Origin of the sequence: Rothia nasimurium (assembly GCF_049068285.1) — a bacterium.
In the GTDB taxonomy this organism is placed as follows: Bacteria; Actinomycetota; Actinomycetes; order Actinomycetales; family Micrococcaceae; genus Rothia; species Rothia nasimurium_I.
The window spans coordinates 170,126-183,786 of the sequence record NZ_JBLKPV010000002.1; the positions used below are offsets into that span (position 1 = coordinate 170,126).

General features: G+C 61.2%; 11 protein-coding genes. All 11 read right to left on the reverse strand.

Features of this window, described 5'->3' with window-relative positions:
* Positions 1-6 precede the first annotated feature (6 nt).
* Positions 7-1,989 (reverse strand): S8 family serine peptidase, encoded by a 1,983-nt coding sequence (locus tag ACMXX3_RS02780; protein ID WP_421083251.1) that lies wholly within the window; start codon positions 1,987-1,989, stop codon positions 7-9.
* 20 nt (positions 1,990-2,009) lie between these two features.
* The gene (locus ACMXX3_RS02785; protein WP_421083252.1) at positions 2,010-2,645 is read right to left on the reverse strand and encodes a GNAT family N-acetyltransferase; all 636 of its coding nucleotides are present in this window, start codon (positions 2,643-2,645) and stop codon (positions 2,010-2,012) included.
* 143 nt (positions 2,646-2,788) lie between these two features.
* A complete protein-coding gene (locus tag ACMXX3_RS02790; protein WP_421083253.1) occupies positions 2,789-4,768 on the reverse strand; it encodes a sucrose-specific PTS transporter subunit IIBC in 1,980 nt (659 codons plus the stop codon).
* 340 nt (positions 4,769-5,108) lie between these two features.
* A complete protein-coding gene (locus tag ACMXX3_RS02795; protein WP_421083254.1) occupies positions 5,109-5,654 on the reverse strand; it encodes a PTS sugar transporter subunit IIA in 546 nt (181 codons plus the stop codon).
* A gap of 116 nt (positions 5,655-5,770) precedes the next feature.
* Complete coding sequence (locus ACMXX3_RS02800; RefSeq protein WP_421083384.1) at positions 5,771-7,261, reverse strand: glycoside hydrolase family 32 protein; 1,491 nt, start codon at positions 7,259-7,261, stop codon at positions 5,771-5,773.
* Positions 7,262-7,429: 168 nt separating this feature from the next.
* Positions 7,430-8,968, reverse strand: coding sequence for a glycoside hydrolase family 32 protein (locus ACMXX3_RS02805; protein WP_421083255.1), 1,539 nt, complete (start codon positions 8,966-8,968; stop codon positions 7,430-7,432).
* Positions 8,969-9,039: 71 nt separating this feature from the next.
* Positions 9,040-10,062, reverse strand: a complete 1,023-nt coding sequence (locus tag ACMXX3_RS02810; protein ID WP_421083256.1) for an endonuclease/exonuclease/phosphatase family protein — start codon at positions 10,060-10,062, stop codon at positions 9,040-9,042.
* A gap of 207 nt (positions 10,063-10,269) precedes the next feature.
* On the reverse strand, positions 10,270-10,650 hold the full coding sequence (rplL, locus tag ACMXX3_RS02815) for a 50S ribosomal protein L7/L12 (protein WP_237188725.1): 381 nt from the start codon (positions 10,648-10,650) through the stop codon (positions 10,270-10,272).
* Positions 10,651-10,761: 111 nt separating this feature from the next.
* On the reverse strand, positions 10,762-11,271 hold the full coding sequence (gene rplJ / locus ACMXX3_RS02820; protein ID WP_421083257.1) for a 50S ribosomal protein L10: 510 nt from the start codon (positions 11,269-11,271) through the stop codon (positions 10,762-10,764).
* A gap of 237 nt (positions 11,272-11,508) precedes the next feature.
* Positions 11,509-12,567, reverse strand: a complete 1,059-nt coding sequence (locus tag ACMXX3_RS02825) for an ABC transporter ATP-binding protein (protein ID WP_421083258.1) — start codon at positions 12,565-12,567, stop codon at positions 11,509-11,511.
* 155 nt (positions 12,568-12,722) lie between these two features.
* Positions 12,723-13,634, reverse strand: coding sequence for a hypothetical protein (locus ACMXX3_RS02830; protein WP_421083259.1), 912 nt, complete (start codon positions 13,632-13,634; stop codon positions 12,723-12,725).
* Between the last annotated feature and the right edge of the window lie 27 nt (positions 13,635-13,661).

Below are 13,661 nucleotides of genomic sequence, written 5' to 3' on the forward strand. Positions count from 1 at the left end.
TTTACCTTAGCTACCAGCGGTGTTCTTGTAACGGTAAATGAAGGCTGCCATAGCATCCCGGTTAATAGCTTCGACGGGACGGAAGGTCTTATCGGGCCAGCCGGTAGAGATTTTCTGTGAGTTAAGCCAAGCGATTTCCTTGTAGAACTGGTTCTGGGGAGTCACATCGACAAAAACGGATGTTTTGGGGGCTGTGTATGCAGGGCTCCCTGCCAAGCGATAAAAGAAAGCGGCCATAGCATCCCGGTTGACGGCTTCTTCAGGATGGAAGGTCTTATCAACGAATCCGGTTGTAATCTTCTTGGAAGCCATCCACTCAATTTCCTTGTAGAACTGGTGGTCAGTGGGGACGTCCGAAAAGGTTGGCTTTGCAGGAGCTGTGAAGGCAGGTGAGCCTGCCATACGGTAGAAGAAAGCGGCCATTGCACCACGCTCAATACTGGTGAGCGGGCGGAATTCCTTATGGGTTCCCATGTCCCACCCGGTGGTGATGCCCTGTTTACTCAACCAGTTAATTTCAGAGAAGTAGGGCAGCCCGGGGGGAACGTCACTGAAGATTTGGCCGGGGGCAAGCTGCGGTACAGGAGCCGGAGCTGGTGCCGTTGTGGGCTGCCCCAGCCGCTTGGCTGCTGCCACAGCGGCCCCGGTATTGATTTGGCGGTATCCGCTAGCCTCTGTGCCGGTGCTCTTGAGGGTGTTGCGGATCTGCTCAATGGTCATGCCGGGGTTGGCTTGCTTCATGAGGGCGATGGTGCCTGCGACCATGGGGGTTGCCTGGGAGGTGCCGTAGAGACCGGCGAAGTTTGCGGTCGTTGCGGTGGTTCGGCCAGCGTTGGAGGTTGAGTTGACCTGCTCATAGAGGGTACCGCCGGGGGCTACGACGTCGAGCATGTCACCCCAGTTGGAGTAGCCGGTAATGGTGCTTGCTGAGTTGGTGGAGCCAACCACGATAGCAAAATAGCAGTTGGCCGGGGTCCACCAGTTGGCGTTCTGCCCTGCGTTGCCGGAGGCGACGACAACGGGAACCCCCCGGGAGTAGGCGCCCTTGACGGCTGCGTCCATGGCGGCTGGGCAGGTGCTTTCTGGCCAGGCGAGGGAGGCGTTGACGACGGTGGCGGGGTTGGGGTTTTTGGGGACGCCGGGGACGGTGCCGCCGGAAGCCCAGACGATGCCGTCGGCGATGTCTGAGGCGTAGCCCCAGCCGTTGACGCCGAGGACGCGGACGGGCTGGATTTTGGCCTTGGGGGCGACGCCGGCTAGGCCGGTTCCCTGGGCTGCGGCGGCGGCGATGCCGGCGACGTGGGTGCCGTGCCAGTTGGAGGGGGTTTCGCCGGAGAAGGTGCCGATGTCGGTGGGGTTGGAGTCGCGGCCGCCGCCGTCTCGGGCGTATTCGTCGGTGGAGATGAAGTCGTAGCCGGGTACGACGTTGCTATCGAGGTCTGGGTGCTTGGTGATGCCGGTGTCTACAATGGCGATGGTGGTGCCGGTTCCGTCGGCTGTTGACCAGGCGGGGGCTACGTTGGCGACCCGGAAGTTCCAGAGGGTGCCGTAGAGGGGTTCGGCGGGGGCAATGCGGGCGGTTGATTGGACAGCTTTGACGAGGTGGTCGGGTTCGACGGCGACGACGGCGGGGTCGGCTTCAAGGGCTGCAATGGCCTGGTCTTGTTCAGCATCAGTGAGGGTGGAGTCAGATTTAATAACGCCCACGGTGGTGTCTTCGCCGACTGAGTTTTTGATGATGTCTGCGTCGTTGATGACGGGGGTGGTTTCGAGGGCCCTGTCAATGACGGCCTGGCGGTCTTCGACGGGGAGGGTTTCGTCGAAGGTGACGATGAGGCGGTCGGTGTCTTTGACGAGGTCTTCAGTGGCTGCTGCGGTTAGGGGGTCTTCTGTCTGGGGTAGAGCAGTTGCCGGGGTGAGGGTGCTGAAGATGAGGGTGGCGAGAAGGCCGGTGGTGGCCCAGCGGCGGGTGCGGTTGTGGTGGTGCATAGTGTTACTTAGTGTCAGGTTTAGGGCTGGGGGAGGTTTTTGGAGACTTGGGTGGTGGGGGCTGGGTGGAGCATTCCGAGGGCGGGTTTGCCGCCTTTGAAGCGGAAGAGTTCGATGAAGCCGTGGCGGGCGTAGAGGGAGGCTGACCGGTAGGTTGATGCTTCCAGGTAGGCGGGGTGTTCGCCAAGTTGGTGACGGCGGAAGTCGAGGAGGTGGGATCCGATGCCGTGGCCGCGGGCGTCTTCGTGGACGCCGATGGTGTAGAGGTACCAGTGGTCGAATTTGGGGCGGGATGCGAGCAGACGAAATTCTGTGATTGTTGCCCGGGCTAGGCCACGGCCGAGGACCTTGTAGTAGTCGGGGAGGGCTTTGAGGTCTGCTAGGAGGTTGCCTTTTTGGGCTTCGGGTGAGAGCCAGAGGGCAGCGCCGAGGACCTTGCCTGCTGGGGTGACGGCGATGTCGATAGTTCCTTTGGGCCCGTAGGTGGTGCGGATTTGGAATTCAAAGAGGGCCCGGACGGTCTCGATGCGGCCGTCCCCGCCCATGGCCTTGTTCATGACGGGGTCGTGGGAGAAGGCGTTGGTGAGGGCTTCGATGGCACCGGGGTAGTCTGCTTCGGTTGCTTCACGCACGGTGAAGTCGTGGGTTTCAGGCAAGGTTGTCCCCTCTTGTGTGGTGGTGTGATGTATCTAGGTTACCTGGCATCGGCTTTCCTGACGAGAAAAACCCGCCCCGTTTCCGTCCTTGATATTCAGGACGGGAACGGGGCGGGTTTTGCTTACTGCCACGGTAGGGCAAATTAGACGGTTGCTACCTTAGCGGCAACTGAGATGAGGTTGTCGTTTGCTGAGACGCGGCCGCCTGCTACTACTGCCAGGGCGGTAGATTCGACGGTCTTCTTAGCGTTGGTGATGACCAGCGGGGTGGTCAGGGGGTAGCCGGCGGCCTTGATGGCGTCCATGTCGAATTCGACGAGGACGTCGCCGCGCTTGACGATGTCGCCCTTCTTCACCTTCGGTTCGAAGTGCTTGCCGTCGAGTTCTACGGTGTCGAAGCCGATGTGCATGAGCAGTTCGATTCCGTTGTCGGTGCGCATGCCGATGGCGTGGCCGGTGGGGAAGGCAACGGTGACCTTACCGTCGGCGGGTGCGTAGAGCTTGCCTTCGGTGGGTTCGACGGCTGCGCCGGGGCCGAGGGCGCCGCTGGCGAAGGTCTGGTCAGAAACTGATGAGAGCTCCAGGGCGGTACCGACGAGGTGGGCGCCCAGTTCGAAACCTTCGGTAGCTACGGGGGCAGCAGCGGAAGAAGCTGCTGCGGCTGAAGCGGCCGCAGGGGCGGCAGCTGCTACGGTCTCTTCTTCGGCGACCTGACCGGCGAAGACCTTCTTACCGTAGATGAAGGAGGCGCCGGTGGACAGGACAGCTGAGGTGAGGATGGCAATGATGAAGCCCATCCAACCCATGCCCTGGGAGGGGTCAATGGAGGGCAGGCCCAGGAAGCCGGCGGCACCCAGACCAGAGGCCTTGACACCGAAGATGGCGATCAGGGTTGAGGCTACGGCTGATGCGCCCATACCGATGTAGAAGGGCCAGCGCAGACGCAGGTTGACGCCGAAGATGGCGGGTTCAGTAATACCGAGGAAGGCTGAAGGAGCGGTTGCACCTGCCAGGGCCTTCATCTTCTTGTCCTTGGTGGTCAGGTAGACGCCGAGGGCGGCACCGCCCTGGGCGACGTTAGCCATGGAGGCGATAGCGAAGATGAAGGAGCCACCTGCTGCCAGCAGCTGCAGTTCGATGGGCGGGAAGGACTGGTGCAGACCGGTGATGACGATCGGAGAGTAGATCAGACCGAAGAGGAAGCCACCGACGGGGCCGGCTGCGGTGTAGAGCCAGTTGATGCCTTCACCGAGCAGAGTACCCAGCTTGAACATGGGCGGGCCGACCAGCATGAAGGTGGCAAAACCGGTGATCAGGAGGGTGAGGGTGGGGGTGAACATGAAGTCGATGGTGCCCTTGAGCACCTTGTGGAAGAACTTCTCGATGTTGGCCAGGATGAAGGAGACCAGGATGACGGGCAGGACGGTGCCCTGGTAGCCAGCCTGCTGGACCTGGATGCCGAAGACATCCCAGTAGGTCATGGTGCCTTCTTCGAGGGCTGCTGCTACGCCGTAGCCGTTGACCAGGGTGGGGAAGACCATGGCGGCACCCATGGTCATGCCGAGGTAGGGGTTACCGCCGAAGACCTTGGTGGCAGTGAAGCCGACGAGGACGGGCAGGAAGGCAAAGGCTGCTGCCGAGAGCAGGTTGACGATGCCGGCGAAGCCTTCCCAGGCGGGGTAGAGCTCGATGAGGGACTTCACTGGATCGAAGATCTTGGGGGCGGTCAGGACGTTGTTGAGCGCCATGAGCAGACCGGTACCGACCAGCACGGGGATGATCGGCAGGAAAATCTCTGAGACGGTCTTGATGAAGCGGGTGAAGAGGTTACCCTGGTTAGCTGCGACGTTCTTGAGTTCGTCCTTGGAGACCTGCTTCATACCGGAAGAGGCCATGTGCTTGTAGACCTCGTCAACGTCGCCGGGGCCCACGATGATCTGGAACTGGCCGGAGTTGTTGAAGGTACCCTTGAGGTCTTCGTCGTTATCCAGGGCGGCCTGGTTGACGGCGTTCATGTCTTTGAGCACGAGTCGCAGGCGGGTGGCGCAGTGGGCGCCTGCTGCGATGTTGTCCGCGCCGCCGACGGCGGTGAGGACGCGCTCAGCCACGGATTTGTGATCCATGTGTTCTCCTTGTGGTTGGGCCAGGTTTTCCCCGCTGTGGTGTGGTTCAGTCCCGGCACGAGTGTGTATGCAGTCTTTCAGATATTGTCTGAAAAACAAACATGCCAATCGTTTGACATATTAGCACCAAAACGTAGCCTAGAACACTCTTGTAACCAGAGTCTGATACCCCTTTTTCACCCCGTATTTTCAGCCCACAAGACCCCTCTCAAACCCACATAAAAGCAGGCAAACCCTCGCGGGGACTAGCCTGCCCCAACAAGTCTGCCCCCACCTGCAGATAGACAGGTGCCCGCTCCCCCATCCGGGGTAGCGGGCACCTCACATATTCGAATCAGTCTTAGGCCTGGCGTTGAACCGTCAGGAAATCTCCACCTGCTGCCACATGCTGGCCTTGGCCAGAAATCGTCAGGTCAGCAACGGCTTTTTTAGCATTGGTAATCACCAGCGGGGTGGTCACGGGGTAACCGGCTGCCTTGACCTGCTCCAGGTCAAATTCCACCAGCACCTGCCCCTGGGTGACCCGATCCCCCTTGGAGACCTTCGAGTCAAAGAACTTACCTTCTAGCTCAACGGTATCGAAGCCGACGTGAATCAGGATCTCCAGCCCATCGTCGGTCCGCAAGCCAATAGCGTGACCGGTGGGGAAGGCTACAGTGACCTCAGCGTCAGCGGGGGCAACAACCCGGCCTGCCGTCGGCTCAATGGCAGCCCCAGGCCCCAGGGCGCCGGTGGCAAACATCTGGTCGCTGACCTGGTCTAGGGCAACTACGGTTCCCTCGAGGTGGGCTACCAGCTGGGTGCTGGTGGCGCTGCTGGGAGCGGGGGCCTGGGGTGCTGCTGATTCGTCAGCGCCGCCAAAGAGCTTTTTGAAGAAACCTGCCATGGTTGTGTCCTCACTGTGAGAGTGTTTGAGTTTCTGAGCCCCAGACTACCACTGTGACCGGCATCTAGCAGGTGGTGGAGGTAACGTGCCGTTGCCATTAACCGGCATTTTTACCTTTACTCGGGCAGGACGGCCACAGCCAGGTCACGGACGGCTTCCGGCTTGGTTAGCCTCACGGTACGGGCGGTGCCGTGGAAGAAGGTTCTTGAGGAAAAGACCTCGACCCCGCCGTCCATGAAGAGTTCGGTTCCGGCAGCGTCAATGAGAAGTTCAAAGCTCCGGGTTGGTGCTGGCGTCAGGGCCCGGGTGCGCACGTCACCGCCCACATGGTAGCGGGTGCCGCTGCGGTCGAGCCGGGCGGAGTCCTTGCTGAAGGTGAGGGTCAGGGCGGGGCCCTGGGCGTCCTCAAGAACAATGTCAACGGGGCCGGTGCTGACGTCGACGGTTCCGGTTATGCGGAAGACGCGGGCGTCCTTCAGCTCCGGCAGGGTGCCGTCTTCAGCGACCCGGGCAGGGACAAGAGGTAGGGCTGAATCCAGCTGGGCGACCGGGTTTTGGTAGACCTTGCCTCCGCGGATAGCGAGCGCCCTGGGGTAGGTCATCTGGTGGACCCAGTGGTTATCCCAGGAGGGCAGATCGTCCTGGTCGGCATTGCCGAACCAGCCCAGCATGATGTGTTCTCCGGCGGGGGTGAGGACGTTGGAGTAGACCTGGGGGGCGTAGAACTCGGTGCCTGCGTCGAGTTCGGTGAAGGGGGTGGTGACGGTGAGGTGGAGGCCGTCGAGGGTGCCTGCAACGTAGCCGGTTTGGAAGATATTCTGGTATTTTTCGCCCTCGGGTTCCATGCCCTGGGGGCTGAAGATGAGGACGGCGGTTTCTTGGCCGGTGGCTTCATCTGTTTGGAAGATGAGGTTGGGGCATTCGTACATGTAGCCGAGGTCGGTGAGGGCGGGGTCTGAGAAGGTGAGTTCTCCGGCGAAGTCCCAGGTGCGACGGTCGGTGGAGGTGTAGATCACGACAGCGCCGGTGAGGTTTTCGCGCTGGGCGCCGATGACGGCCCACCAGAGGCCGTTGCGTTCAAAGACGTGAGGGTCGCGGTAGTGGGCGGTGTAGCCTTCTGCGGGCCCTGAGATGAGGGGGTTGTTGGGGTGGCGGCGGAAGGTTTCGCCTCCGTTGGTGGAGGTGAAGAGGGCCTGGTAGGTTTCGCGGTTGCCGTCGTCGTCTTTGACGTTGCCGGTGTAGAAGAATTCCAGGTCGCCGTTGGGGGCAACGATGCCGGAGCCTGAGTAGCAGCCGTTTTTGTCGTACCACTTGATGGGGGCGATGGCGGTTTTCTGGTCCTGCCAGTGGGTGAGGTCTTCACTGGTGGCGTGGCGCCAGAAGACGGCGCGGATGGGGTGGACCGGGGAGTACTGGTAGAAGGCGTGGTAGGTACCCTCGTGGTAGACCAGGCCGTTGGGGTCGTTGAGGCGGCCTACTTTGGGGGCTAGGTGGAGGGCCGGGTAGTCGGGGTCGGACGCGGCGACCTGGGAGTACTCTTCGACCTTGTGTTGGGCTTCTCGGAGGAGCTCTTCTACGCTGTATTGGGAGGGGATGTAGTCCACCATTGTTGTCACCTGACACCGCTTGTGCGGCCCTAGCTGGATTCTTGCGTTCATTCCCAATCTTAGTATGTCAAACGATTGACATAGGGGGTGGGGGCCTCCCCACCCCCAAAAGGGAGTCAAGCTCACACTAATCCAACCTAGCCAGCCTAGCCCTGGTCTAGCCCTGGTCTAGCCCTGGTCTAGCCGGGCAGCCTGCAACTTGATCCGGCCCGGTTCAAGAGGCTGGCCGCTAGCGTCCAGAAGGCGGACACCCTTCACCCCGCCCCGCAGATAAGCCCGGCCGCTCATGGTCACAGCACCACCGTCGATGAAAATTTCAAGGGCTGAGGCATCAAAGAGCAGGTCAAAGCTCCGCTGACTGCGGGCTGTCTCGAAGGTGTGGGTCCGCACCGGCCCCCACACGGTGTAGAGGGAACCTGAGCGGTCAAGCTCAGCCTGCCCCTCCCCCAGGGTGAAGCGGACGGCGGCCCCGGCCTCGTCCTCAAACTGAACCGTCACCGGGCCTGATGAAAGATCCACCGAACCGGCAAGTCGGAAGACCCGGGCCCCGGCCAGGAGCGGAAGTTCCCCACCCTCCTGCAGGGGGGCAGGTGCAAGAGGTAGGGCCAGCTCCAGCCCTTCAGCCGGGGTCTGAACCAATTGGCCCTGCTGCAGGGTCAGCCAGCGCGGGAGGGTAAAGAGGTGCAACCAGTGCTGCTCCCAGGAGGGCATATCATCCTGGTCAGAAATCCCAAACCAGGCCGTGATCAGGGCCTTATGGCCGTCGGCCGTTCCGTGAAAGACCTGGGGGGCGTAGAACTCAAAGCCGGCGTCAAACTCGGTAAAGGGGGTTTCAACCTCGAAGCGGGTTCCCCGCAGGTGGCCGACCACATAGCCGGACTGGTACTTGTTGTTGTATTTCTCCCCGACCGGCTCCATACCCTGGGGGCAGAAAATCATGACGTCCTTCTGCTGGCCGGTAACGGTATCGGTCAGGGTAAAGACCTGGGGGCATTCCAGCATGTAGCCGTAGGTGTCAATGGCCGGGTCGGAGAATTCAATTTCCCCCTCGTAGGCCCAAGAGCGGCGGTCATCAGAGGAGTAGAGCACAATGGCCCCGGTCAGGTTCTCCCGCTGGGTGCCGATGAGGGCGTAGAACTTGCCGTCGTGCTGGTAGACCGAGGGGTCGCGGAAGTGCGGGGAGAAGCCATCGGGGGTCCCTGCAATCAGGGGGTTGCCGTCAAAGCGCTCAAAGGTGACGAAGTCCCGGGTGGTCACCAGGTTCTGGTAGGTTTCTCGGGTGCCGTCGGGATTTTTGACGTTGCCGGAGTAGAAGAGTTCTACGGTTCCGTCCTCGGCCAGGTAGGCCGATCCGGAGTAGGCCCCGTTGCGGTCATACCAGTGGGTGGGGGCAATAGCGTTGGGGCCGTCTTCCCAGTGGACGAGGTCGGTTGAGCTGGCGTGCCGCCAATAGATATCCCGCAGGGGGTGGGTGGGGGCGTACTGGTAGAAGGCGTGGTACACCCCGTCCTTGAAGATGAGCCCATTGGGGTCGTTGAGGCGGCCAACCGGGGGTGCCAGGTGCAGGGCCGGGTAGTTGGGGTCGGCCTTGGCAACAGCCGAATAGGTCGCCTCAGCTTCAAGACCGTCAGCAAGGATCTGCTGGGCGTCAGGTCGGAGCATCTGGTCTTCTGTTATTTCTTCAGGACGTTTGGCGTGCGGGCTCATGGAGGGGTTCTTTCAGAAGGTCGCCCTGGGCCGGTCGCTACCGGCCAGGTGTGCTTGTGTTTACCACTAGATTACAGGCACAAGCTAATGCTGGCAGTTACTGCCCGGTGGTCTGAGTCGCCTACCTGCTGGTAGGTTACGTTCTTGCTGCTAGCTGGCGGCCCCTGCATGACCATGATGTGGTCGATGGGGCTCCTCATGCCAAGTAGCCCGCCTACCGGCCAGGTGCCCTCGATGTTCCGGGTGGCCATGGCTGCGTCCGCTCCCAGGTGCGAGCCTGCTCCGGCGTAGCTGGCTAGACTCCCGTGGAGCAGGGTTGCGTTGAAGTCGCCAGCGATTAGATCGAGGCTCCCCTCCTCGCGGGCCAGTCGGTCAATCGTGGCGAGGTCTTCGCGCCACTGCTGCATATAGGACGGGACGGGCGGGGCGGTATGGACCGCTAGCAACTGGGGTTGCCCGCTGGCCTGGTTTTCAGGGGTCAGCAGAAGGGCCCCGAAGGTCATGGGCACTTCCTGGGCGGTATAGGTGCCCAGCCGGTCGCTCACCAGGGTCAGGGTTGGGGCAATATGGGGATTTTGGCTCCTGGAGGCAAAGACCTGGTAGCCCGGGACCCCGCCAGCTAGAGCGGGTGTGTCGGGCGAGACTTCAGGGAGCACCAGAAAATCCGGTTGGTCAGCCAGTAGCCGGGCCAGGCTCTGGTCGGTGAGGGTGTCGAGGGCGTTATAGGTGGTGACCCGGTAGGTCTGCATATTCCCGCACCCAATGGCGATCATCCCGCGTGCCTGATATCTCATAGCCCCGTAGGGGTCAATCACCGCCAGCAGGCTAGAAGCGGCACAGGCTAGAGCCGTCAGCCCGGCGAGGCAGCGGGTGATTGTGCTGGTTCTAGAGCGCAGGGCGACCAGCAGGGCCACCATTAGGACGCTCGCCCCGGCCACCGCAAGCAGGGTGGGGAAGGCGACCGCCTGGGCAATGATCAGGCGGGTGGTCAGCCAGGCTGTGGCCGGGTGGCCCGGCCAGAGGAGGATAGCCAGCCAGGTCAGAAAACCCGCCAGCAGCAGGCACCAGAACATACGAGTCAGAGTCTTACCCATGATCCCAGCCTAGCTAAAACCAGCAGGTAGGGGAAGAGAGGGGCAGCGCCGTCCGTCCTTAATGCCCCCTGTGCCCCCTGTGCCTCCTGTGCCTCCTGGCAAGGCTGGCCCTTGCCTTAGGTGCAAGGCGGAATGTCTTAAAAGCCGCAGGGGCGGCAACCCGTGATGGGTGCCGCCCCTGCGCCAAAGATAAGAAAAGTAAGAAACTTACTTGAGGGTGACGGTTGCGCCAGCGCCTTCGAGAGCTTCCTTAGCCTTCTCTGCGTCTTCCTTGGAAACGCCTTCGAGAACGGGCTTGGGAGCGCCGTCAACGAGGTCCTTAGCTTCCTTCAGACCCAGTGAGGTGAGGGCGCGAACTTCCTTAATAACGCCGATCTTCTTGTCGCCAGCTGATTCGAGGATAACGTCGAATTCTGACTGCTCGTCAGCGCCACCTGCTGCATCGCCACCGGCAACGCCAGCAACAGCAACGGGAGCAGCAGCGGTTACGTCGAACTCTTCTTCGAAAGCCTTGACGAATTCTGAAACCTCAACGAGTGAGAGTTCCTTGAATGCTGCAATGAGTTCTTCGATTGAAAGCTTAGCCATGAGTTTGGCTCCTTCTTTGATTCAGTTGCAAGCCGGATTGTGGCCTGCGAGCTTGAAAATTTTGGGGTGGCCCGGAGGCCTAAAGTCTGGTGTGAAAGTCAGCAGAAGCGATTACTCGGCTTCGGGTGCTGCGCCTTCTGCTTCTTCCAGCTTGATACGCAGAGCGTCAACGGTGCGAGCAACCTTTGCGATTGCGCCCTTTGCGCCGCCTGCGACCTTCGCAAGAAGGACCTCGCGTGATTCGAGGTTTGCAAACTTGTTGATGCCAGCTTCATCGAGAGCTTCGCCCTCGAAGTAACCGCTCTTAACGATCAGCTGGGGGTTAGCCTTGGCAAAGTCACGCAGACCCTTCGCAGCATCAATGAAGTCGCCCTTGATGAATGCGATAGCGCTGGGGCCGTGGAGCTGACCATCGAATGCGTCGATGCCAACTTCCTTAGCCGCGATAGCGGTCAGAGTGTTCTTTACCACGGCGTACTCGGTCTCAGCGCCCAGTGCACGACGAAGTTCCTTCATCTGTGCAACGGTGAGACCACGGTACTCGGTGAGAATTACGCCGTTTGAGGATTCAAGGAGTTCCTTGATCTCAGCGACGGCAGCAATCTTATCCTGTGTTGCCATGGTGTTCCTTCCAGTTCTTATCCCGCCAGGCCAACAAAAAATGCCCCGACGCGTAGGCATCGAGGCACAATACAAGCTCAGTACAAACCGGTTTGTATTCTGTTATCGGCACCTACGCAGGTGGGCTTTGGCCCTTATCGTGCCTGTAAAAGGCACAGACCGGCGGTCTTTGGTTACTTCATCTAACCACGCTTTGCTGGGGCTTGGCAAGTTAAAACCGGGTTTAAGGGTGCTTAATCACTTAAAGAGGTGCAGGGCGCCCGGCCTAACCTGCAGGTGTAGGCCCTGGCCTATACCCGCCGGGGCTTCTGGGAGCACTGCGGTGAGGCAGGTTCCCTCGGGAACCGTCACCTTCCCCGTGGAATGGAGTAGCTCTACCGCTTGCGTTGTTTCAAACCGATAGCGCCTGCCTGCAGTATGGGTCAGCACGCCCAGTACCCGCACCGGCAAGGCTTCCGGGCAACTGGCGTCCGTCGGGTCAAAGCCGTGGGCGGAGATACCGGCTGTAACTGGCTGCCCCGCCACCTCCACACGCAGCTCGTTGTAGAGGGGGTGGAGCAGGCGGGCAACCTGGGCGGACGCCGGTGCGGCCAGCACCTGCCCCGGGGCAGCGACCTGGGCCAAACGTCCGCCCTCAAGCACGGCAAGTTGCTGGCCCATGGCCAGGGCCTCATCGGGGGTGTGGGTGACGTAGATACCCGTAAACCCCAGCCGACGATGCAAGGTCAGCAGATCAGCGCGGATGGCTTCACTCAGGTGCTCATCGACGCTGGAGAGCGGCTCATCGAGAAGGACGATGGGGGCTTTTCCTACCAGGGCCCGGGCGATACCTGCGCGTTGGGCCTGTCCGCCGGAAAGCTGGGCAGGTTTTTTGGCAAGGTGGCTGCCCAGCCCGAGGGAATCAACCAGGGAGAGGTAGTGGTCCCGGTCGATCGAGCCCCGGCCCCGGAGTCGCTCCCCAAACAGGATATTGTCCTTGACGCTGAGGTGGGGGTAGAGCACGGGCTTTTGAAAGACGAAGCCCACCGGAACTGCCCCTGCCTGCGAGGTCTTGCCCGTGCCCTGTGTACGTCTGTCTCCCCCAACGCCCACCGGCCGGTCGCCGAAGAGGACGCTACCAGCGTCCGCCTGTTCCAGCCCGGCAATAATGCGTAGCAGGGTGGACTTGCCCGACCCTGACTCCCCCACCAGGGAGAGCAGGCTGCCACCGGGCACGGTCAGGTCAATTCCGCTCAGCACGGCGGACGCACCAAACCGCTTGGTCAGGCCGGTGATGGTCAGGGCGGGGCTGGTCATGACCTCTATTATGCCCGACGGCTGCACGGTAAGCCTTAACCGTGGCCTTCCCACCACAGCGCACCCCTGATTTGACCGAGAGTGCGCCTTATCGCCGCGTGTGCACCTATCTGCGGCACGCTCGGCGATAAGGCGCACGCTCGTTAGGGCAGCAGTTAGCCTAGCGCCCTCTCAATACGATCATCGGGGTAGGTAATCTCCCCCTGCTCTACCAAATCTCGAATTGCACCGGGCAGATTCTCGCCGCTCAGCCCGGGAAGTAGCCCTGCATCAGCCTCTCTGCCCCACACCGTGGGCGCCAAGTCTCGGCCCCATTTGAGGACGCCACCCCCTCTATGAATCTTCGCGGTATAGCCGATACTAGGGGCAGACGCCCCAGGGTGGGCTGGCCTGTCGCTTACTGTATCGGGGTGGACTACCTGTACTAGACGGTTAAGTAGTGGCAAGGGCTCCTCGTCGTCGGTTTGCTGCGCGAGGTGCTCTGTGTACCAGATGCAATCTTCGCTGTGCTCTACTGCGAACCAGTGGGGCAGGTGGCGTTCGAAGTTATGGTCGGTGATGGTCAGCTCTTCACTCAGGAGTTGTGGCAGGTCCCAGGTGATGACCTGCCCTTCTTCGATGGTCTCTGGTGCTTTGGCCGGGGCCTGAGCCAGGTACTCGATCAGGGTTTTCACGTGGGGGTGTAGCCAGTGGCCGGGGTCTTGTTCGTCCCAGCGGATTTCGCCAGTGCGGGTCAGCAGCCCCTGCGAGATGAGTTTGCCGGCGCGGTCTTCGAAGCGGGAGTACGCTTCAAACTGATACATCGGCTCGCCGTCCCCGCGTTCTTCTGCAGGCCCCAGGGCGGAGATATTAATGCGCATTTCGCTCTCGAAGGGGCCACCGGCGTAGTTATAGATGGTGTAGTCGGTGGGAAAGTCCCCCTCGTCCAGGGTTTCTAGACGGTAGAGAAAGACGGTTTGGCTCACCGGTTCTTGCAGGGCCAGCAGCCCGGGGTAAAGCGACTTTTCGTCGCGGTAGACGGGCAGGTCGGACGGACGCGGGTAGGGGTAGTAGGCGACACGGTACATGGGGCGGGGCCTCCAATCATCTATGAT